19 protein-coding genes are annotated in these 20851 nt (G+C 73.2%); 10 read left to right on the top strand and 9 right to left on the bottom strand.

The window, feature by feature from the left end; all coding sequences use genetic code 11:
- The first annotated feature begins 214 nt into the window (after positions 1-214).
- Positions 215-661, top strand: coding sequence for an RpiB/LacA/LacB family sugar-phosphate isomerase (locus IEZ20_RS11790; RefSeq protein WP_189297353.1), 447 nt, complete (start codon positions 215-217; stop codon positions 659-661).
- Positions 662-701: 40 nt separating this feature from the next.
- On the opposite strand, the gene IEZ20_RS11785 is transcribed toward IEZ20_RS11790, so the two are convergent.
- A complete protein-coding gene (locus tag IEZ20_RS11785; RefSeq protein WP_229896020.1) occupies positions 702-1067 on the bottom strand; it encodes a DUF6479 family protein in 366 nt (121 codons plus the stop codon).
- A gap of 153 nt (positions 1068-1220) precedes the next feature.
- Here IEZ20_RS11785 and IEZ20_RS11780 point away from each other — a divergent pair, with 153 nt between their 5' ends.
- On the top strand, positions 1221-1592 hold the full coding sequence (locus tag IEZ20_RS11780; protein WP_189297351.1) for a four-helix bundle copper-binding protein: 372 nt from the start codon (positions 1221-1223) through the stop codon (positions 1590-1592).
- A 120-nt stretch (positions 1593-1712) separates the two neighbouring features.
- Positions 1713-2891 (top strand): acyl-CoA dehydrogenase family protein, encoded by a 1179-nt coding sequence (locus IEZ20_RS11775; RefSeq protein ID WP_189297349.1) that lies wholly within the window; start codon positions 1713-1715, stop codon positions 2889-2891.
- Positions 2892-2921: 30 nt separating this feature from the next.
- On the opposite strand, the gene IEZ20_RS11770 is transcribed toward IEZ20_RS11775, so the two are convergent.
- The 3 genes from IEZ20_RS11770 to IEZ20_RS11760 are packed head-to-tail and all read right to left on the bottom strand — an operon-like array spanning position 2922 to position 5015.
- Positions 2922-3668, bottom strand: coding sequence for a PP2C family protein-serine/threonine phosphatase (locus IEZ20_RS11770; RefSeq protein WP_189297347.1), 747 nt, complete (start codon positions 3666-3668; stop codon positions 2922-2924).
- A gap of 22 nt (positions 3669-3690) precedes the next feature.
- A complete protein-coding gene (locus IEZ20_RS11765) occupies positions 3691-4113 on the bottom strand; it encodes a CBS domain-containing protein (RefSeq protein ID WP_189297345.1) in 423 nt (140 codons plus the stop codon).
- A gap of 53 nt (positions 4114-4166) precedes the next feature.
- The gene (locus IEZ20_RS11760; RefSeq protein WP_189297343.1) at positions 4167-5015 is read right to left on the bottom strand and encodes a VOC family protein; all 849 of its coding nucleotides are present in this window, start codon (positions 5013-5015) and stop codon (positions 4167-4169) included.
- Between the two features lie 257 nt (positions 5016-5272).
- Between IEZ20_RS11760 and IEZ20_RS11755 the strand changes: the two genes are divergently transcribed.
- Together IEZ20_RS11755 and IEZ20_RS11750 are read left to right on the top strand one after the other, a co-directional pair.
- Entirely contained in the window at positions 5273-6151 is an 879-nt protein-coding gene (locus IEZ20_RS11755; protein WP_229896047.1) for an oxygenase MpaB family protein, read from the top strand.
- Positions 6152-6204: 53 nt separating this feature from the next.
- Complete coding sequence (locus IEZ20_RS11750) at positions 6205-7767, top strand: phytoene desaturase family protein (RefSeq protein ID WP_189297341.1); 1563 nt, start codon at positions 6205-6207, stop codon at positions 7765-7767.
- Between the two features lie 18 nt (positions 7768-7785).
- Here the strand turns inward: IEZ20_RS11750 and IEZ20_RS11745 are convergent, their stop codons facing one another.
- A complete protein-coding gene (locus IEZ20_RS11745) occupies positions 7786-9573 on the bottom strand; it encodes a serine hydrolase domain-containing protein (protein ID WP_189297338.1) in 1788 nt (595 codons plus the stop codon).
- Positions 9574-9737: 164 nt separating this feature from the next.
- Here IEZ20_RS11745 and IEZ20_RS11740 point away from each other — a divergent pair, with 164 nt between their 5' ends.
- Positions 9738-10865 (top strand): nitronate monooxygenase, encoded by a 1128-nt coding sequence (locus IEZ20_RS11740; RefSeq protein ID WP_189297336.1) that lies wholly within the window; start codon positions 9738-9740, stop codon positions 10863-10865.
- Positions 10862-12424, top strand: coding sequence for an acyl-CoA synthetase (locus IEZ20_RS11735; RefSeq protein WP_189297334.1), 1563 nt, complete (start codon positions 10862-10864; stop codon positions 12422-12424). The genes IEZ20_RS11740 and IEZ20_RS11735 overlap by 4 nt, the downstream gene beginning before the upstream one ends.
- 53 nt (positions 12425-12477) lie before the next feature.
- Here the strand turns inward: IEZ20_RS11735 and IEZ20_RS11730 are convergent, their stop codons facing one another.
- On the bottom strand, positions 12478-14898 hold the full coding sequence (locus IEZ20_RS11730; RefSeq protein WP_189297332.1) for a penicillin acylase family protein: 2421 nt from the start codon (positions 14896-14898) through the stop codon (positions 12478-12480).
- A gap of 113 nt (positions 14899-15011) precedes the next feature.
- On the opposite strand from IEZ20_RS11730, the gene IEZ20_RS11725 reads away from it, so the two are divergent.
- Entirely contained in the window at positions 15012-16508 is a 1497-nt protein-coding gene (locus IEZ20_RS11725; protein ID WP_189297330.1) for an acyl-CoA synthetase, read from the top strand.
- On the opposite strand, the gene IEZ20_RS11720 is transcribed toward IEZ20_RS11725, so the two are convergent.
- A complete protein-coding gene (locus tag IEZ20_RS11720; RefSeq protein WP_189297328.1) occupies positions 16498-17379 on the bottom strand; it encodes a TIGR03620 family F420-dependent LLM class oxidoreductase in 882 nt (293 codons plus the stop codon). The genes IEZ20_RS11725 and IEZ20_RS11720 overlap by 11 nt on opposite strands.
- Before the next feature lie 260 nt (positions 17380-17639).
- Here IEZ20_RS11720 and IEZ20_RS11715 point away from each other — a divergent pair, with 260 nt between their 5' ends.
- Positions 17640-17987 (top strand): hypothetical protein, encoded by a 348-nt coding sequence (locus IEZ20_RS11715; RefSeq protein ID WP_189297326.1) that lies wholly within the window; start codon positions 17640-17642, stop codon positions 17985-17987.
- Positions 17988-18085: 98 nt separating this feature from the next.
- Here IEZ20_RS11715 and IEZ20_RS11710 read toward each other — a convergent pair whose 3' ends face one another.
- Positions 18086-18418, bottom strand: coding sequence for an ArsR/SmtB family transcription factor (locus tag IEZ20_RS11710; protein WP_189297324.1), 333 nt, complete (start codon positions 18416-18418; stop codon positions 18086-18088).
- A gap of 79 nt (positions 18419-18497) precedes the next feature.
- The gene (gene paaK / locus IEZ20_RS11705; RefSeq protein ID WP_189297322.1) at positions 18498-19802 is read right to left on the bottom strand and encodes a phenylacetate--CoA ligase PaaK; all 1305 of its coding nucleotides are present in this window, start codon (positions 19800-19802) and stop codon (positions 18498-18500) included.
- 207 nt (positions 19803-20009) lie between these two features.
- Between paaK and IEZ20_RS11700 the strand changes: the two genes are divergently transcribed.
- On the top strand, positions 20010-20846 hold the full coding sequence (locus tag IEZ20_RS11700; protein WP_189297320.1) for an alpha/beta fold hydrolase: 837 nt from the start codon (positions 20010-20012) through the stop codon (positions 20844-20846).
- Positions 20847-20851 lie beyond the last annotated feature (5 nt).

Raw genomic sequence — 20851 nt, 5'->3', positions numbered from 1 at the left:
CCGGGACGCGGGCGCCCGTCCGCACGGCACGGACAAGGGCGGCAAGGGCGGGGGCGAGGGCGGCGGAGTGCCTCCGGCACAGCAGCCCGACCACCCCTGACCGGCCCTTACCCGGTCCTGTACGACCGGGACCCACGGTCCCGTACGGCCACGACCCCCCTACGACGTCCACGGGCGCGTACCAGCGGCCCCGTCAGGCGTTACGCTCCGGGGTATGCGGATCTCCGTCTCCTCCGACATGGACGAACCCGTGGCCCGCCTCCTGGTCGCGGAGCTGCGCCGGCGTGGGCACGAGGTCCGGGAGCACGGCGCGCTGCGGCCCGGGGCCGACGCGCAGTGGGCGGTCTGTTCGGAGGCCGCCGCCCGGGAGGTGGCCGAGGGCACCGCGGACCAGGCGGTGGTGTGCTGCTGGACCGGGACCGGCGCGTCCATCGCGGCCAACAAGGTGCCGGGCGTGCGGGCGGCGCTGTGCACGGACGCTGGCACAGCCGACGGCGCGCGCCGCTGGAACGACGCCAACGTCCTGGCGCTGAGCCTCCGGCTGACCTCGGAACCGGTGCTGAAGGAGATCCTCGACGCCTGGTTCGCGGCCGAGCCCAGCCAGGACCCGGAGGACCGGCAGAACGTGGCCCGCGTCGGCCGTCTGGACGCCGCTCGGTAGACCCAGACCCTCCAGGGGAGAGGCGGGGCGGAACCGGGGTTCAGTGGGCGCCGAGTCCGCCGCCGCCGAACGAACCGCTGGAACCCTTGCTCCAGCGCGGGCGTTCCGTCGTCTCGCTCGGCCTGGAGTCCATGTTGCTCAGCTCGTACGGGGTGAGGGGGCGCTCGCCCTTGGGGATCCGTGGTATCTCCGCGGACTCCCTGTTCTGCCGGACCTCGTGCACCGCCCCTTCCGGCGGCAGTTTGGGCTGTTCCTCGGGGCGGGGGCGCGGCGACTCGTTGGACCTGACACGGGAGGTCATGTAGAAGCCGCCGGCGAGCAGCGCGAGGACGCCCACGGCCACGATGAACAGAACGAGGCTCATCAGGCCGCTCGCCGCGGCCAGCTGCATCGATGCGGTAGTCATAGAACAGGAATACCCCACCCAGAAGGGCGTGAACCCGGACATTACGGGTTATGGCGGGCGGTGCGGGGCGGTCGGCGGCCGGGATCGGTCCGCAGGGCGTTCCGGGCCCGTCGGCGGGGGTTTGCCGCTGCCCGCCCCGGCTACCCGCACGATGTGACATCGCCGACTTCGCAGCAGCTGTACCGCTTCTTGGAAGACCGCTTCACCTGTGCGCAGGCCTGCACGGAGTGCGCCCGGGCCTGTGCCGTGCGCGCGAGCCTGGTCGACCCGGACGGCACCGAGCGCCAGGAGCGGGTGCGCCGGCTGGGCATCATGTGCGCCGAGGTGTGCGACGCCACCTGCCGCGTCCTCTGCGAGGAGGGTCAGCAGGACGAGGAGGCCATCCGGGTCCGGGTCGACTGGTGCCGCTCGGTCTGCCTGGAGAGCGCCCGCGCGTTCGACGAGTACACCGGTGCCGAATCCGCCGCGGGCAGCTGCCGGGCCTGCGCGGCGGCCTGCGCGGATTTCCTGAAGACGCTCCGGTGACGGCCGGACGGGCCATTCCGGCCGGAACGGCCGTTCGCGGCGGCCCCGGCATTCCCAATTTCTGAAACACGTTCTACGGTGTGCGCCGTCAGGACCGCCCTTGGGGAGCCTGGAGGCGCCGTGCACCTCGACCACACACCCGAGCAGCAGCGGCTGCGCACCGAGCTGCGTGCCTACTTCGCCGAGCTGGTTCCGGACCACGCCTACGCCCGGTACGCTGACCCGGCCGCACAGAAGCGGTTCTACCGCGCCACCATCCGCCGGCTCGGCGCGGACGGCTGGCTCGGCGTCGGCTGGCCCCAGGAGTACGGCGGGCGCGGGATGACGGCGATGGAGCAGTTCATCTTCTTCGACGAGGCCGCACAGGCCGGCGTACCCCTGCCGCTGATGGCCCTGAACACCGTCGGGCCGACGATCATGCGGTACGGCAGCGACGAGCAGAAGGCCTACTTCCTGCCCCGGATCCTCTCCGGCGAGATCGACTTCGCGATCGGCTACAGCGAGCCCGGGGCCGGCACCGACCTCGCCGCGCTGAGGACCCGCGCCGTACGCGACGGTGACGACTACGTCGTCAACGGGCAGAAGATCTGGACCACCAACGGCGACACCGCGGACTGGGTGTGGCTGGCCGTGCGGACCGACCCGGCGGCCCCGCCGCACAAGGGCATCACCATGCTGCTGGTGCCGACCTCCGACCCGGGCTACTCCTGCACGCTCATCCGCACGCTCGCCTCCCACGACACCACCGCGAGCTACTACGAGAACGTCCGCGTCCCCGTCTCCCGCCGCGTCGGCGCCGAGAACGAGGGCTGGCGGCTGATCACCAACCAGCTCAACCACGAACGCGTCACCCTCGCCGCCCACGGCACCATGGCGATCCGCGCGCTGCACGACGTACAGCGCTGGGCGAGGGAGACCAAGCTCGCCGACGGCCGCCGAGTCGCCGACCTGCCCTGGGTGCGCCGGCTCCTCGCCCGCACCCACACCCGCCTCGACGCGCTCAAGCTCCTCAACTGGCAGATGGTCTCCGCCGTCCAGGACGGCACGCTCACCCCGCAGGACGCCTCGGCCGTCAAGGTCTACGGCTCCGAGGCCCGCCGGGACGCCTACGCCTGGCTCATGGAGATCGTCGCGGCGGCCGGCCCGCTGAAGGAGGGCTCGGCGGGCGCCGTCCTGCACGGCGAACTGGAACGCGGCTACCGTTCGGCGGTCATCTTCACCTTCGGCGGCGGCAACAACGAGATCCAGCGCGAGATCATCTCCTGGATCGGCCTGGGGATGCCCAGGGTGCGCCGCTGACCCGGCGCGCTCGCGCGGGGAGCCGCCCGGTCACCCGTCCACGACGCGCAGCACCGCGAGCGTGATGTTGTCGGGGCCGCCGGCCGCGATGGCGGCCTTCCACAGTTCGAAGACGGCCCGTCCGTCGTCGTACTCCCTCAGCACCCCGTCCAGGACGTCGTTCGGCAGCGGGTCGGTGAGGCCGTCGGTGCAGACCAGGTAGCGGTCGCCGGGGGCGACGGCGGTGCTGGTCACATGGGGGGTGACCGCGCGGTACTCCGGAGTGCCGCCCAGGGCCTGGGTCACCAGGGACGTGGTGCGCTGCCCCGGCGCCCGCGGGGGGCTGTCGTCCACGCTGAGCTGGACCACCCCGTCCCGGGGCGCGGCGAAGACCCGGCTGTCGCCGACGTTGAACGCCAGCAGCGACTCGGGCTGTACGACGGCGCCCGCGACGGTCGTCCCCATCGTGGTCAGGACGTCCCCGCCGCCGCGCGCGGTCACGTACACCTGGCGGTTGCAGGCGTGCAGGGCCTCGCGGACGTCGTCCTCACCGGCCAGCCGCGGCCCCGTCGCGGCGAGCCGCTGCACGACCAGCGCACTGGCGACCTCGCCTCCGGGCTGGCCCCCGAGCCCGTCGGCGACCGCCACGACGAGCGGCGTACCGAGCGGGAACACCAGCGTCTGCGGGTTCTCGGTCACCGTGGCGCACAGGGTCCACGGCCCGGCGACCAGGCTGTCCTCGTTGCGTGTGCGGACCAGCCCGGGGTGGCTCAGGGCGCTCACGGCGACGTACGCCATCGATGGCACTCCCTGCCGGGGATCAGCCCGCGTACACCCGCTGGACGAACTCGGCCAGCTGGTCGTCGGTGAGGTGACGGGCGATGTCCGCCTCGCTGATCATGCCGATCATGCGCTTGTCCTCGATCACCGGCAGGCGCTTGATCCGGTGGCCCTCCATCTCCTGCAGGACGTCGGAGACGTCGGAGCCGGCGTCGATCCAGCGCGGGGTGCCCTCGCACAGGTCGCCGCACCGGACCCGCGCGGGGTCGTGGCCCTCGGCGACGCACTTTACGACGATGTCGCGGTCCGTGATGATGCCGCACATCCGGTCGTCGTGGTTCGGGTCGCTGACCGGCAGCGCCCCCACCTGGTGGTCCCGCATCATCTGTGCGGCGCGGTCCAGCGTCTCGGACGCGGGGATCCACTGGGCTCCGGGGCTCATGATGTCCTTGGCAGTCGTCATCGTCCGTCTCTCCTCCGTCGTGTGTGAACGGGATCGGTTTCATCGGTTGCGTGTCAGCTCAGCCGGCGTGAGGTCACCGTGAACTGGGCGCCGTCGGGGTCGCGCAGTACCGCCTCGTCCTCTCCTTCCGCCAGGACGCTGCCACCGTGCTTCTCCGCCGCCCGGGCGCAGGACCCCACGTCCGTCACGGTGAAGTGCACCTGCCAGTGCGCCCGGACCGAGGGATCGGGCGGGGCCTCCACCGAGCCGGACTCGATGCGGGCCACGACGGCGCCCCGGCTGCGCAGCAGCACCGCCTCCTCCGCGTACTCGACCTCGCAGCCGCCGGGGCGGCCCGAGGCCCAGTCCAGGATCTGGCCGTAGAAGATCACGGCGTCGAAGGCGTCGCGGGTGTGGAGGGTGATGAACGTCGGTGCCGCCCGCCGCCACGCCTCCCACTCGGTGACGAGCTTGCCCTGCCACACCCCGAACGCCGCTCCGTCGCGGTCGGCGAGCAACGCCGCCCTGCCGGGAGGGAAGGAGATCGGCCCGACCGCCACGGTGCCGCCGCGCTCCCGGGTGCGGGACGCGGCGTCGTCGGCGTTCGTCACGGCGAAGTACGGCGTCCAGGCCGCGGCCCGCTGGCCCACGGCGGCCACCGCCGCGATCCCGGCGACCGGTATCCCGTCCTTCAGCGCGGTCCGGAAGTGCTCGCCCAGGCGGGCCTGGCGGAACCGCCAGCCCAGCACGGCACCGTAGAAGTCCTCGGTGGCGTCGAGATCGCGGCTGGTCAGGCTCACCCAGCACGGCGCCCCGGACACCGAACTCGTGTCGACGTCATGCGCCGCACCGACATCCGTTGCACCGACATCCGCCGCGCCGACTTCCGTCGCACCGGATGGGTCTGTCGTGCCGTGGTTCATGGCATCGCTCGCACCCTGGTCTCGTAGACCGGCGGCCACCGCTCTGCTTTCCAGTGTCCGACGGGAACCCCGGCCCCGCACGCCGTGCCCACCGGAACGCGGACCCCGTGGAACGCCGGCCCCGTGGACGCCGGACGGTGGACGCCTACACTTCCGAGTGACTGTTTCCCTGCGGGAAGGGGCGTGCGGTGGCTGTGGTCACACCTGCGGACAGCGGCGACCCCGGGCTGTTCACCCCCGCCTCCGTGACCTGGCAGATGCACGGCGACCCCATGATGTGGGTCGCCGGCGTCCGCGCGCTCTACCTCCAGGCCCTGCACCCGCGCGCGGTCCGGGGCGTGATGCAGAACTCCGACTTCCGCCGCGACGCCTGGGGCCGGCTGATGCGCACCGCCCACTTCGTGGGGACGACGACGTACGGCACCACCGGGGCGGCCGAGCGGGCCGGGGCCCGGGTGCGCAGGATCCACCGCATGCTCACCGCCACCGACCCCGACACCGGTGAGCGCTACGGCGTCGACGAGCCCGAGCTGCTGCTGTGGGTGCACTGCGCGGAGATCGACTCCTACCTGCACGTCCTGCGCCGCTCCGGCTTCCCGCTCACCGACGCCCAGGCCGACCGCTACCTTGCCGAACACCGCGTCAGCGCCCGCCTGGTGGGCCTCGATCCGTCGACCGTACCCGGGAGCCGGGCGGAGCTGGCCGCGTACTTCGCGGCGGTCCGGCCGCGGCTGGCCGCCGGCCCCGACGCGCGCGCGGTGGACGACTTCCTGCTCCGTCCGCCGATCCACCCCCTCCTCGTCCCGGCACGGGAACTGCTGTGGCGGCGCGTGGCCCTGCTGGCGTACGGGGCGCTGCCGGCGTACGCCCACGAGCTGTACGGCAGACCGGCCCCCGCGCCCGCCACGGTCACCCGCCGGCTGCGGACCACCGGCGCCCTGCTCCGCCGTGTCCCCGCACGGCTGCGCTGGCAGCTCCCCCCGAAACACATCCTGCGGGCCATGGCACGCCTCGGCCCGGACGCGCGCCCGGCACCGGAGAAGGTTCCGGGACCGGAGAAGGTTCCCGGACCCGAGAAGGCTCCGTCACAGGAGACGGCTCCGGCAGCGCGGAAGGCGGCAGAAGCGGGGGAGTGACCCGGTCCGGTCCGCCTCTGGCCGCCGTGGATCACCGCGTGCTACGAAGGACCATGTCCGCGAACGAGACACCCCGCGCCTACGACGCCGTCATCGTCGGCGGCGGCCACAACGGCCTGGTCGCCGCCGCCTACCTGGCCCGGGCCGGCCGCTCGGTGCTGGTGCTGGAACGCCTGGACCACACCGGCGGAGCGGCCGTCTCCACCCGCCCGTTCGCCGGGGTCGACGCCCGGCTGTCGCGCTACTCCTACCTGGTCAGCCTGCTGCCACCCAAGATCGTCCGCGATCTCGGGCTGGACGTCCGGCTCCGCTCCCGCACCATCTCCTCGTACACCCCGGCGCAGCGGGCGGGCAAGCCCACCGGCCTCCTCGTCGGCGGGGGCGAACAGCGCACCCGGGAGGCGTTCGCCCGGCTCACCGGCGGCGACCGCGAGTACGAGGCCTGGCAGCGCTTCTACGGCATGACGGGCCGGGTCGCCCAGCGCGTCTTCCCGACCCTCACCGAACCCCTGCCCACCCGCGAGGAACTCCGCCGCCGCATCGACGACGAGGCCGCCTGGCGGGCCCTGTTCGAGGAGCCGGTCGGCGTGGCGATCGAGGAGACCTTCGCCGACGACCTGGTCCGGGGCATCGTCCTCACCGACGCGCTCATCGGCACCTTCGCCGACGCCCACGACCCCGGCCTGGACCAGAACCGCTGCTTCCTCTACCACGTCATCGGCGGCGGGACCGGCGCCTGGGACGTGCCCGTCGGCGGCATGGGGGCCCTCACCGACGCGCTGGCCGCGGCGGCGCGCTCCGCGGGGGCGCGCATCGCCACGGGCCACGAGGTGACCCGGATCGACACGGACGGGCACATCGCCGAGGTCGCCTACCGCACGACGGACGGCGAGGGCGTCGCCGCGGCCCGGCACGTCCTGGTGAACGCCTCCCCGCAGGAACTGGCCGCCCTCACCGGCGACCCGGCACCGGAGCCCGCCGAGGGAGCCCAGCTCAAGGTCAACATGCTGCTGACCCGGCTGCCCCGGCTGCGCGACCCGGACACCGACCCGCGCGAGGCGTTCGCCGGCACCTTCCACATCGCCGAGGGCTACCGGCAGCTGGCCACCGCCCACGCCCAGGCCGCCGCCGGCGAACTGCCCGCCGCACCCCCCTCGGAGATCTACTGCCACTCCCTGACCGACCCCACCATCCTCGGCGCCGACCTCGCCGAGCGCGGCTACCAGACGCTCACCCTGTTCGGGCTGCACGCCCCGGCCCGGCTCTTCGACCGGGACAACGACGGCGCCCGCGAGGAGCTGCTGACGTCCACCCTCGACCAGCTCGACGCCCACCTCGCCGAACCCCTCGCGGACTGCCTGGCCACCGACGCCGACGGCCGCCCCTGCATCGAGGCGAAGACCCCGCTCGACCTCGAACGCGACCTGCGGCTGCCCGGCGGCAACATCTTCCACCGGGCCCTGTCCTGGCCGTACGCCGAGGAGGGCGGCGGGCGCTGGGGGGTGGAGACACGGCACGTCAACGTCCTGCTGTGCGGGGCGGGCGCGGTGCGCGGAGGCGGGGTGAGCGGGGTGCCGGGGCACAACGCGGCGATGGCGGTGCTGGAGCGGCCCTGATCGCCGTTCCCGGCCGTCTCAGTCGGTGGACCGCTGCCAGCCGGCCGCCGTGATCCGCGCCGCGTCCGCCGGCCGGGCCCCGTCGAACAGCACGGCCCCGCCCGCCTCGACGCGCAGCGCGTCCACGTAGGCGCCCCGGCCGACGTACAGCCGGTCGGTGGTGTACCGCCAGCGCACGGCGAGCCGCGGGGCGGCAGGCAATGCGGCGGTCACCCGGTGCCAGACCCGGCCCGACCAGCCGGTGACCGTACCCGCCGGGTGCTCCCCGGGATCCTCGCCGTGGCGGGTGGTGGTGAACGGGACCGGCCGCCAGGTGGTGCCGCCGTCCGCCGTGGACTCCAGGACCACCGCGTCGGAGCCCGGTTCGGTGTCCCACCACAGGGCGCAGCGCAGCCGGGCCGGGCCGGCGGAGGTGTCCAGCGCCGGCAGCGTGAGCGTCGCGGCCGTGGCGTTCGCCATGCCCGAGAACCAGGCCGTACGGCCGCGCTCCGGGCGCACCGGTACCGCGCGGGCGAGGTGGTTGCCGGCGGCGACCCGCGGCGCGGAACCGGAGCGCCAGGTGCGCACCGGGTGCACGGAGTTGCCGAGCACGACCAGGAACGAGTCGGTGGTGGGATCGAGCACCAGTGAGGTGCCGGTGAAGCCGGTGTGGCCCGCCGTGCGCGGCGTGGCCATCGCCCCCATGTACCAGTGCTGGTACAGCTCGAAGCCGAGCCCGTGCCCGTCGCCCGGGAAGGCCGTGTTGAAGTCGGTGAACATCAGGTCCACGGACTCGGGCCGCAGGATGCGCGCCCGGCCGTAGCAGCCGCCGTTGAGCAGCGTCCGGCCCAGCACCGCGAGGTCCCACGCGCTCGCGAAGACGCCCGCGTGACCGGACACACCGCCCAGGCTGTAGGCGTTCTCGTCGTGCACCTCGCCCCACACCAGCCCCCGGTCCAGCCCGGACCAGGGCCTGCGCGCGTCCTCGGTGGCCGCGATCCGCGGCTTCCAGGAGGCTGGCGGGTTGTAGCGGGTGCTGTCCAGGCCGAGCGGGCCGGTGACCTCCTCGGCCAGCAGCACGTCCAGGGGACGGCCGGTGATCCTCTCCAGCACCAGGTGCAGGGAGATCAGGTTCAGGTCGGAGTAGAGGTAGGCGGTGCCCGGCGGGGTGAGGGGTGCCTCGTCCCAGATGAGCCGGAGCTTCTCCTCGTACGTCGGCGCGTTGTACAGCGGGATCCAGGAGCGGAAGCCGGAGGTGTGGGTGAGGAGCTGGCGGACGGTCACGTCCTGCTTGCCCGCACGGCCGAAGTCCGGGAGGTACGAGGCGACCGCGCCCTCCAGTTCCAGCGTGCCCCGCTCGATCTGCTGGACGGCGAGGACGGAGGTGAACAGCTTGGAGACGGAGGCCAGGTCGAACACCGTGTCCCGGGTCGTCGGGAGCTGCTGATCGGGCGGCAGTTCGACGCCGGTGTCGGTCGTCTCGTCGTACCGGGCGTAGCGCACGGCCGTGCCGATCGGCTCGTGCAGGGCCACGGTGCCGCCGCGCCCGGCGAGCAGGACGGCGCCCGCGTACCAGGGGTGGCGGGGCGAGGGGGAGAGGAACGTTTCCGCGTCCGCGACGAGTTGGCGCAGGTGCGCGGGGAGCAGTCCGGCGCGTTCAGGGGAGCCGTGGCGCAGGGTGGGACGGCGGCCGGAGGCGGGTGCGGCGGCGGCCGGGCCCGCCGGGAGCGCGCCGAGGGCCAGCGCGCCGCCGGTGGCCAGGGAGCCCACGACGAGCCGGCGGCGGGTCGGTCCGCTCGCGGGTCTGCCTGCGGCTTCGTCCGTCATGGTGCGGCCTCCTGACTGAAAGAATCTTTCCGGGGCTGCCTCGCACCGTGAAACTTTCCTGTCAGCGGGTGGGTGTGTCAACGGGGCGCGTGGTCTTCCGGGAAAACTGACGGACCATCAGAAAAGGTCTTCCGTCGTCCGGCAGGCTGCGGCATCCTGCGCCCATGCAGACGGAGCTGAGCAGGAAACTGGGAATCGAGCACGCCGTCTTCGGCTTCACGCCGTTCCCCGCCGTCGCCGCGGCCATCAGCCGGGCCGGCTGCTTCGGCGTGCTCGGCGCGGTCCGTTACACGGCCCCCGACGACCTCGCACGCGACCTCGACTGGCTCGACGCGCACACCGGCGGCCGGCCCTACGGGCTCGATGTGGTCATGCCCGCCAAGAAGGCCGAAGGCCCGGAGAACCGGACGCTGACCGAGTCCGACGTCGAGGCGATGATCCCGCGGGAGCACCGGCGTTTCGTCCGGGACACCCTCGCCGCGCACGGGGTGCCGGAACTGGCCGAGGGCGAGGCGTCCGGATGGCGCATCACCGGCTGGATGGAGCAGGTCGCCCGCACCCAGCTCGACGTCGCCTTCGACCATCCGATCAGGCTGCTCGCCAACGCCCTCGGCTCCCCGCCCGCCGACGTCGTCGCACGCGCCCACGACCGGGACGTCCTGGTCGCCGCGCTCGCCGGCAGCGCCCGGCACGCCGAAAAGCACCGGCAGGCGGGCATCGACATCGTCGTGGCCCAGGGCTACGAGGCCGGCGGCCACACCGGGGAGATCGCCACCATGGTGCTCACCCCCGAGATCGTGGAGGCCGTCGACCCGCTGCCCGTCCTGGCCGCGGGCGGCATCGGCAGCGGCCCGCAGGTGGCGGCAGCGCTCACCCTCGGCGCCCAAGGGGTGTGGCTCGGCTCCGTGTGGCTGACCACCACAGAGGCGGAGCTGCACTCGCCCGCCCTCACCCGCAAGCTGCTCGCCGCCGGCTCCGGGGACACCGTCCGCTCCCGCGCCCTGACCGGGAAGCCCGCCCGCCAGCTCCGTACCGCCTGGACCGACGCCTGGGACGACCCGGCCGGCCCCGGCACCCTGCCGATGCCCCTGCAGGGCCTGCTGGTCGCCGAGGCGGTCTCCCGCATCCAGAAGTACGAGGTCGAGCCGCTGCTCGGCACCCCCGTCGGCCAGATCGTCGGCTGCATGACCACCGAACGCAGTGTCCAGGCCGTCGTCGACGACCTCACCCGCGGCTTCGAACGGGCCGTGGACCGCATCAACCGCATCGCCGGAAGGAGCGGCCAGTCGTGAGCACACCCGCCAGCACACCTCCCGCCGGTTTCTGGGCCCAGGCGGCCCACGACCCCGGCCGCACGGTCCTGGTCGCACCGGACGGCACCGAGTGGACGGCCGGCCGGCTGCTCGCCGCCGCCAACCGTCTCGTCCACGGGCTGCGCGCCGCCGGACTGGGCCGCGGGGACGCGCTCGCGGTCGTCCTGCCCAACGGCCCCGAGTTCCTCACCGCCTACCTCGCCGCCGGCCAGGCCGGTCTCTACCTCGTCCCCGTCAACCACCACTTCGTGGGCCCGGAGACCGCCTGGATCCTCGCCGACTCCGGCGCCAAGGTCCTCATCGCCCACGAGCGGTTCGCCGGCCCGGCCCGTGAGGCCGCCGACGAGGCCGGTCTGACGGCGAGCCACCGGTACGCCGTCGGCCCCGCCGAGGGCTTCCGGCCGTACGCCGAACTCCTCGAAGGGCAGCCCGAGTCGGCGCCCGGGGACCGGGAGCTGGGCTGGGTCATGAACTACACCTCGGGCACGACCGGCCGCCCGCGCGGCATCCGCCGGCCGCTGCCCGGCAAGCGCCCCGAGGACGCCTATCTCGGCGGATTCCTCGGCATCTTCGGCATCCGGCCGTACGACGACAACGTGCACCTCGTCTGCTCACCGCTGTACCACACCGCCGTCCTGCAGTTCGCCGGCGCGTCCCTGCACATCGGGCACCGCCTGGTGCTGATGGACAAGTGGACGCCCGAGGAGATGCTTCGTGTCATCGACACCCACCGGTGCACCCACACCCATATGGTCCCGACCCAGTTCCACCGGCTGCTGGCGCTGCCGGACGAGGTCAGGGCCCGCTACGACGTCTCGTCCATGCGCCACGCCATCCACGGGGCCGCGCCCTGCCCCGACCATGTGAAACGCGCGATGATCGACTGGTGGGGCCACTGTGTGGAGGAGTACTACGCCGCCAGCGAGGGCGGCGGGGCCTTCGCCACCGCCGAGGACTGGCTGAAGAAGCCCGGCACCGTCGGCAAGGCCTGGCCCATCAGCGAACTCGCGGTCTTCGACGAGGACGGCAGACGGCTGCCGCCCGGTGAACTCGGCACCGTCTACCTGAAGATGAACACCGGCGGCTTCTCCTACCACAAGGACGAGGCGAAGACGCGGAAGAACCGCATCGGCGACTTCTTCACCGTCGGCGACCTCGGCTACCTGGACGAGGACGGCTACCTCTTCCTCCGCGACCGCAAGATCGACATGATCATCTCCGGTGGGGTGAACATCTACCCGGCCGAGATCGAGTCCGCCCTGCTGGCCCATCCCGCCGTCGCCGACGCCGCCGTCTTCGGTATCCCGCACGACGACTGGGGCGAGGAGGTCAAGGCCGTGGTCGAACCCGCCCCCGGCCACGAGCCCGGCCCCGGGCTGGCCGCCGCGCTCCTCGACCACTGCGCCGGTCGGCTCGCCGGCTACAAGCGGCCCCGGAGCGTCGACTTCATCGCCGAGATGCCCCGCGATCCCAACGGCAAGCTGTACAAGCGGCGGCTGCGGGACCCGTACTGGGAGGGACGCACACGCCCCGTATGAGACAGGTGTGGTCCCGCCCCAGGGGGGACGGGACCACAGGCGGGAGCGCAGGTTCAGCGTTCGCGCACGCGCACGACCCTGAGCGCGGGGGAGGACACGATGTCCTTCTCGCAGAAGCGCGGTGTCACCCACTTCTCCTGGGAGAACAGCCGGGTCTGGTCACTGGAGTGGGGCGAGTTCGGGTCGGAGGACTGGGAGTACGTCAGGAGCGTACGGGCCACCGGGCATCGGCTGCCGTCCCAGCCCACCGCCTGGATGTGGCTGGAGCCGAACGCGACGTCCGTGTAGCCGCCGTGCGCCGGATCCCACACCGGCTCGATCTTGTTCCACACGCCCAGGGCCTCCGTGCCGCCCGGAACGGGCATCCGCTCACCCCTGCGCACGAGGAACTGGTGTTCCCCCAGCGGGGAGTCCAGCGGGATGCCGGCCGCCCGCAGCTCGGTCACCGCGTCCGCGAGGGCCGTGGCGAAGCCCGGGGCACCGGTGTCGAGCGTGTTCGGTGTGTGCACCGGGTCAGCCGCCGAGAACGGCACCTTCCACCGCTGGGCGTTCGGCACCAGCGCGCCGATCCGCCGCCAGAAGCGGTCGAAGAGCAGCGCTCCCCGGCTGCCGGTGCCGGCGGTGCGGTCCCAGGCCGCCAGCACCGGGCACGCCGCGGAGACGTCGACCTGCGTGCCGTCCTTGTTCCTGGCGACGCCGCCGGGCAGCGCGGCGCAGGCCCGCGCCGCGTCCCCGGCCGCCAGCTCGCCCACGGTCACCCGGTTCGCGAACTGCTGTGCCTGGAGGTCCCGTACGGTCAGCCCGCCCCGCCCGGCCATCGCCGCCACGGCGTCGATCGCGCCCCGGGTGCGCGGTGAGCGCGCGGTGCCGATGGTGCCGAATATCCGCTCGTACCCGGTGAGCGGCCGGTCGGCGTTGGCCAGCCAGGCGCTGTCGTTGGAGTTCTCCGCGTACGGGGCGTCCTTCAGCGTCGGCATGCGGGCGGGCCCGAAGGTGCCGGGCTGCACGGCGTCGGCGTCGCGGCCGAGGGCGCAGGTACCGCGGGAGCCGTCGAGGACCGCGAGGCCCGCCGCCGGGTAGGTGGCCCTGCCGAGGTCCGTGGAGCAGCGCGCCGCCAGGTCGTCGGTGATCCGGGGCAGTACCTGCGACTGGCTGAACAGGGAGTGCCCCGAGGAGTCCGCGGCGACGGTGTTCACCCAGGGCAGCCCCTGGTGCCGGGCGAGGGACGCGAGGACGTCCGCCGTGTTCCGCGCCGTGCCGAAACCGAGGGAGGTGTCGGCGAACCGCATGTTGGCGGCGTTGGGGTCGTTCAGCGCGAACGCCGTCGTGGCGGTCCAGGGCAGCGGGAGGTCGCCGTCGGCGGAGGCGACGACGGGGCCGTAGCGGGTCCACCACTGGGTGCGGGTCACGGGCGGGCCGTCCTTGACCGGGACGGTCACGGTCCGCCGCGTCATCCGTTCCGGCTTGCCGTCGACCAGGTAGACGGTGGGATCGGCCGGGTCGAGGGTGAGCTGGGTGAGGTTGAAGGGGACGCCGGAGGAGACCGTGTGGCTCCACGCCACACGGGAGTTGTACCCGATCGACACGGTCGGCGAGCCGAGCAGCGAGGCGCCGGCGACGTCGAGTTCGCCCGGGATCGTCTGCTGCACCTGCCAGAACCGGCGGCCGCCCTGCCAGGGGTAGTGCGGGTTGCCCAGCAGCAGGCCGCGGCCGTTCGCCGTGGTGCCGCCGGCGAAGGCGACGGCGTTCGACCCCATGTCCGCGTCGGCGGCCCGCTTGCGCATGGCCCGTATCAGGGCCCGGGCGTCGGGCGCGGTGCCGGTGCCGGTACGGGAGCCCCGGACCGCGGCGGTGGGCGGCTGGGCCCCGGTGATGTCGTCCACGGATCCGCCCTGACCGCCGATCACGGCGAGGGCGTAGAAGCGGGCGGCCACGTCCAGGGTGGTGACCGGGCGCACCCAGGGGGCGCCCTTGCAGGCCGGGTCGGTGGTCCGGTGCTGCCGCAGCCACGTGTCGTACCCGGCCGCGTAGCCCCGCATCAGGTCCTTGACCTGCCGGCTCGGGCCCAGCGGAGCCGGTGCGGCGAGCAGCTTCTCCACCGTGCCCGCCTCCCGGACGCCCCGGAAGTACAGATCGCTGGAGAGGTTGTCGCGGGCGGAGGACAGGGAGCCGTCGGTCGCGGCCGTCGGCCCGAAGAAGCGCGAGCGTTCGCCGCGCACGGTCACGAAGCCGTCGGCGAGGACGCACAGCTGGTCGGCGGCCTGCGCCCAGCCGGTGCCGAAGCCGAGGTCCGCGTAACTCTTCGCGCGTATGTGGGGGATGCCGTACTCGGTGTAGCGGATGACGGCGGACAGACCGCCGTGCGCGGGGTGTTCCTGGCGGCTCGGCCGCTCGGCCGCGGCGGCCGGCAGTGCGGCCGAGGCGGTGAGCAGGGCGACGGCCGCGACGGCCAGTCGTCTGACGCGGTGACGCAAGTCGTGCCTCCCGACATCATTGAGGGAAGGAGCGGTTGAGCGTACCAACCGGTATGTGTCCGCGTCCCCCGGGTGCTTGACCTGTCCCGGTGGCGGACCGAGGATCATGAGTCATGACGCAGGGACAGGGCAGCACGGTTGACGGGGTGCTGCGGCGCAGTGCCCGGCGCACCCCGGCACGGATCGCGGTCGAGTACGGCGACCGCGCCTGGACGTACGAGGAGCTGGACGCGGCCGTCTCCCGCGCGGCGAGCGTCCTGCTCGCCCAGGGACTCACCGCCGGCGACCGGGTCGGCTCCTACGGCCACAACTCCGACGCGTACCTGATCGGCTTCCTGGCCTGCGCCCGCGCCGGCCTCGTGCACGTGCCGGTCAACCACCACCTGACCGGCGACGACCTCGCGTACATCGTCGGCCAGTCCGGCAGCTCCCTGGTCCTCGCCGACCCCCCTCTCGCGGACCGGCTCCCCGCCGGCGTGCGCACGCTGCCCCTGCGCGACGCCGACGACTCGCTCCTGGCCCGGCTCGCGACGGCACCCCCGTACGACGGCCCCGAACCGCGCACCGAGGACCTGGTGCAGCTGCTCTACACCTCCGGGACCACCGCGCTCCCCAAGGGCGCGATGATGACGCACCGCGCCCTGGTCCACGAGTACCTGAGCGCGATCACCGCCCTCGACCTCAGCGCCGGCGACCGTCCCGCGCACTCCCTGCCGCTGTACCACTCCGCGCAGATGCACGTCTTCCTGCTGCCCTGCCTGGCGGTCGGCGCCACCAACCTGATCCTCGACGGGCCCGACGGGGACCGGCTGTTCGACCTGATCGAGGCGGGACGCGTGGACAGCCTGTTCGCCCCGCCGACGGTCTGGATCGGCCTGTCCCAGCGGCCCGACTTCGCGACCCGGGACCTGTCCGGGCTGCGCAAGGCCTACTACGGCGCGTCCGTCATGCCGGTGCCGGTCCTGGAGCGCCTGCGCGAGCGGCTCCCGGGGCTGGGCTTCTACAACTGCTTCGGCCAGAGCGAGATCGGCCCGCTGGCCACCGTCCTGGCGCCCGACGAACACGAGGGTCGCATGGACTCCTGCGGCCGTCCCGTCCTGTTCGTGGACGCCCGGGTGGTCGACGAGGACGGCAAGGACGTCCCCGCCGGCACGCCCGGCGAGATCGTCTACCGCTCACCGCAGTTGTGCGAGGGGTACTGGGACAGGCCCGAGGAGACGGCCGAGGCCTTCCGTGACGGCTGGTTCCACTCCGGCGACCTCGCGGTGCGGGACGCCGAGGGCTACCTCACCATCGTGGACCGGGTGAAGGACGTCATCAACTCCGGTGGCGTGCTGGTGGCTTCACGCCAGGTCGAGGACGCCCTGTACACCCATGAGGCGGTCGCGGAGGCCGCGGTGATCGGCCTGCCCGACGAGCGGTGGATCGAGGCCGTCACGGCGGTCGTCGTCCCGCGCGGCGAGGTGACGGAGGATCTGCTCATCCGGCATGTGAAGGAGCGGCTGGCGCCGTTCAAGGTGCCCAAACGGGTCCTGTTCGTCACCGACTTGCCGCGCAACGCTGGCGGAAAGATCCTCAAACGCGAGCTGCGGGACCGCTTCAGCGGCTAGCCGCGGCCCGCTCCGGCAGCAGCGCGTCGGCGAGCAGCTTCCAGTACGGCAGGGTCGACGCGCCCGGCTCGACCCCGACGACCTGTACGGCCACATGGTCGGCGCCCGCGTCGACATGGCCGCGCAGCTTCCGCACGACGGTGTCCGCGTCGCCCCAGAAGACCAGGTCGTCCACGAAGCGGTCGCTGCCGCCGCCGGACAGGTCGTCCTCCGTGTAGCCCAGCCGGCGGAACTTGGCGAGGTTGTACGGCGTCTGGAGGTAGCCGTGGAGGTGCTCGCGGGCCACGGCGCGGGCCTTGACCGGGTCGGACTCGAACAGCACGGCGTGCTCGACGGCGAGGAAGGCGTCCGGGCCGAGGATCTCCCGGGCCTCAGCGGTGTGGGCGGTGTTCACGTGGTACGTCTGGGCGCCGTCGGCGCGGTCGCGGGCCAGCTCCAGCATCTTCGGCCCGTACGCCGCCAGCAGGCGCCGGACCGGGGTCTCCGGGCCGGGGTTGGGGGTCTCCAGGGTGTCCAGCTCGTCCAGGTAGGCGGACATGGCGGCCAGCGGCTTGACGCCCGGCCGGGGGTCGCCGCCGAAGCCGAGGCCGAGCACGTGCCGGCCCGGGTAGGCGTCCGCGAGCAGTGTGGACGCGCCCTTGGTCCAGCGGGCCTCCCGGGACCAGATCCGCGCGATGCCGTTGACCACGTTCAGCTGCCGGGTCGAGGCGAGCAGCAGCCCGGCGTGCGTGAACGCGTCCCGGCCGAGCAGCTCGGGGACCCACAGCGCCCGCCAGCCCATGTCCTCCAGCTGCCGGGCGGAGTCCCGGAGCTGGGCGGCCGACTGGAACTCGAAGTCGAAGGTGTAGATCCCGTACGTGCCGAGGTTCATCGGTGTGCTCCCTTGGTTTCGTCGATTCGCAATATTGCAGATTCTCGATATGACCCGCAAGTGGCAGCCGGCGCGCCGGGGTTGGGTGGGTGCCGAGCGGCGTGCGGCGGCCGGGGAACGCCTGGTGGGCGGCGCGCGAGCGGCTGAGCCGTTCGGGTGACGCAAGATCGATTCGGCGGCGCACGGACCGCACCGGGCGGCCCGGCCTCGGGAAGGATGGCGCCCGCACTCGTCGCTCCTTGTGAAGGGACACCCTTTCCATGCGTCTTCGCACCGCCGCGGTCGCCGCCTTCGGCGCCCTCGCCCTGGTCCTGACCGTTCCCGGCTCCGCCTGCGCCGCGGAGGGTCAGTTCCAGTACACCTACACCGGCCTGGACGGCACACCGCGGATCGCCGTGCTGGAGGATCCGGAGAACGGGGAGTGCATCACCCTGCCGGAGGTGGCGGACCCGGGCGCCGGCTCGCCGGCCCACTCCCCGCGCAACCGCACCGACGCGCCCGCCGTGGTCTTCACGGAGCCGGACTGCGCGGGCGACTCGTTCACGCTCCGCCCGCACACCGGCCACGGCAGCGAACGGCTCAAGCTCCGCTCCGTCCTGTTCCTCTGACGGCGGTCCGGGGCGCCCTCCGGTGGTGGTCCGGCGCCTTCTGGCGGCGGTCCGCGGCGCCCTCCGATGGCCGCCGAGGTGCCCCCTCCGGCGGCGGCCTAGAGCGTCCGTCCCAGCTCCGCGACGAGGTCGGCGATGCGCTGCTCGTCCCGCTTGTAGTGGGTCCACTTGCCCACCCGGGTCGCGCGGACCAGGCCCGCACGCTGGAGCTCCGCCATGTAGGCCGACACCGTCGACTGCGCCAGCCCGGCCTTGGCCTGGATGTGGCTCACGCATACACCCACCTCGGCCGGGTCGGCGATGGCGGCCTCCATCGGGAAGTGCCGCTCCGGCTCACGCAGCCACCGCAGCATCTGCAGCCGCATCGGGTTGGACAGCGCCCGCAGCGCGTTGACCAGGTCCGGGTCCGGGGTGAGGGCGGTGTCCGTCATGCTTGCGGAGTATAGGCGCCGCCGACGTTTCGAGGTACGTCGATGCGATCCGTTCGACGCTCGGTGCGCCGCGCTTCTCTCACCCCGCCTCGCGCGGGCGCAGGTCCACGATGCGGCGGATCTTGCCCACCGACCGTTCCAGCGACTCCGGCTCCACGATCTCCACGTCGACCGACACGCCGATGCCGTCCTTGACCGCGGCGACGATGGCCCGGGCGGCCGTCTCCCGCACCTCGAACGGCGCGTCCGGGCGGGCCTCGGCCCGGACGGTCAGCGCGTCCAGCCGGCCCTCCCGGGTGAGACGCAGCTGGAAGTGCGGCGCCACGCCGGGCGTGCGCAGCACGATCTCCTCGATCTGGGTCGGGAACAGGTTGACCCCGCGCAGGATCACCATGTCGTCACTGCGCCCGGTGATCTTCTCCATCCGCCGGAACACCCGGGCCGTGCCGGGCAGCAGCCGCGTCAGGTCCCGCGTCCGGTACCGGACGACCGGCATCGCCTCCTTGGTCAGCGAGGTGAACACCAGCTCGCCCTTCTCGCCCTCCGGCAGCACCTCACCGGTGATCGGATCCACGATCTCCGGATAGAAGTGGTCCTCCCACACGTGGAGACCGTCCTTGGTCTCCGCGCACTCCTGGGCCACACCCGGACCGATCACCTCGGACAGTCCGTAGATGTCGACGGCGTCGATCGCGCACCGCTCCTCGATCTCCCGCCGCATCTGCTCGGTCCAGGGCTCGGCACCGAAAACCCCCACCCGCAGCGAGGTGCCGCGCGGGTCCACGCCCTGCCGCTCGAACTCGTCCAGCAGCGTGAGCATGTAGGACGGGGTCACCATGATGACCGACGGCCGCAGGTCCTGGATCAGCTGCACCTGCCGGGCCGTCATGCCGCCGGACGCGGGGACGACCGTACAGCCGAGGCGCTCGGCGCCGTAGTGGGCGCCCAGCCCGCCGGTGAACAGCCCGTAGCCGTACGCCACATGGACGACGTCCCCCGGCCGGCCGCCGGCCGCCCTGATCGACCGCGCCACCATGTCGGCCCACAGGGAGAGGTCGTTGTCGGTGTAGCCGACCACCGTGGGGCGGCCCGTGGTGCCGCTGGAGGCGTGCAGACGGCGGATCCGCTCCCGGGGCACGGCGAACATGCCGTACGGGTAGTTCTCCCGGAGGTCGGCCTTGGTGGTGAAGGGGAAGCGGGCCAGATCGGCGAGCGAACGGCAGTCCTCCGGGCGGACGCCGGCCTTGTCGAAGGACTTCCGGTAGAACGGCACGTTCTCGTACGCGTGCCGCAGAGTGGTCCGCAGCCGCTCCAGCTGCAGCGCCCGCAGCTCCTTAGGGCCGAGCCGTTCGCCCGCGTCGAGCAGGTCCGTCACATCCGCCATCGCGACGTCTCCCTCACCAGCAGTACCAGCTGGCCGACCGATCATTCGGTCGACCCGTTCGGGGTCAGTAATCCAGGCCGGGCGGCCGGAAGCAAGAGGGCGGCGGGGATTTTCCGTACGGCGTGATCTTCCGCGGCGCGATCCCCCGGCGGCGCGGCCGCGGAAGGGCGTTGCGCGTCCGGGGCGCCCGGCCCGATGATCAGCGGCATGCCCACCTTCGCCACGACCGACGGCACCCGGCTCGCCTACCACCTGCGCGGGGAGGGCGAGCCGCTGGCCGTGCTCCCCGGCGGGCCGATGCGTGCCTCCGCCTACCTCGGGGACCTCGGCGGGCTGACCGCCCACCGCCGGCTGGCCCTCCTCGACCTGCGGGGCACCGGTGACTCGCAGGTGCCGGCGGACCCGGCGACGTACCGCTGTGACCGGATGGTCGAGGACGTGGAGGTATGGCGGGCCCACATGGGGCTGGAACACATGGATCTGCTCGCCCACTCGGCGGGTGCCGCCCTGGCGATGCTCTACGCGGCCCGCCACCCGCACCGGATCCGACGGCTGCTGCTGATCACCCCCAACCCGTCCGCCCTCGGCCTGCGGGCCACGCCCGAGGACCGGCTGGCCGCGGCCCGGCTGCGCGCGGACGAGCCGTGGTTCGCGCCGGCGTTCCCCGCGTACCGGGCCTGGCTGAAGGGGGAGGCGGAGTTCGACGACGTGTTCCTGCCGTTCTTCCACGGCCGCTGGGACGACACCGCCCGCGCCCACACGGATGCCGAGCTGCACCAGACCAACGAGGAGGCGGGCGAGCGCTACTTCGCCGACGGCGCCTTCACCCCGGACGCGACCCGGGCCGCCCTCGCCGCCCTGACCGCGCCGGTCCTCGTGTACGCCGGCGAGGTCGACGGCGGTCCGCGCCCCGGCCTCGCCCGCCGTACCGCGCAGGCCTTCCCGAACGCCGAGTGCGCCGTCCAGCCCGGTGCCGCGCACTACCCCTGGCTGGACGACCCGCAGGGGTTCGTGCGCCGGACGCTCGCCTTCCTCGACCGCTGACGGGT

Source organism: Streptomyces cinerochromogenes, assembly GCF_014648635.1.
Classification (GTDB): domain Bacteria; phylum Actinomycetota; class Actinomycetes; order Streptomycetales; family Streptomycetaceae; genus Streptomyces; species Streptomyces cinerochromogenes.
This window is presented reverse-complemented; position numbering and strand designations above follow the sequence as displayed.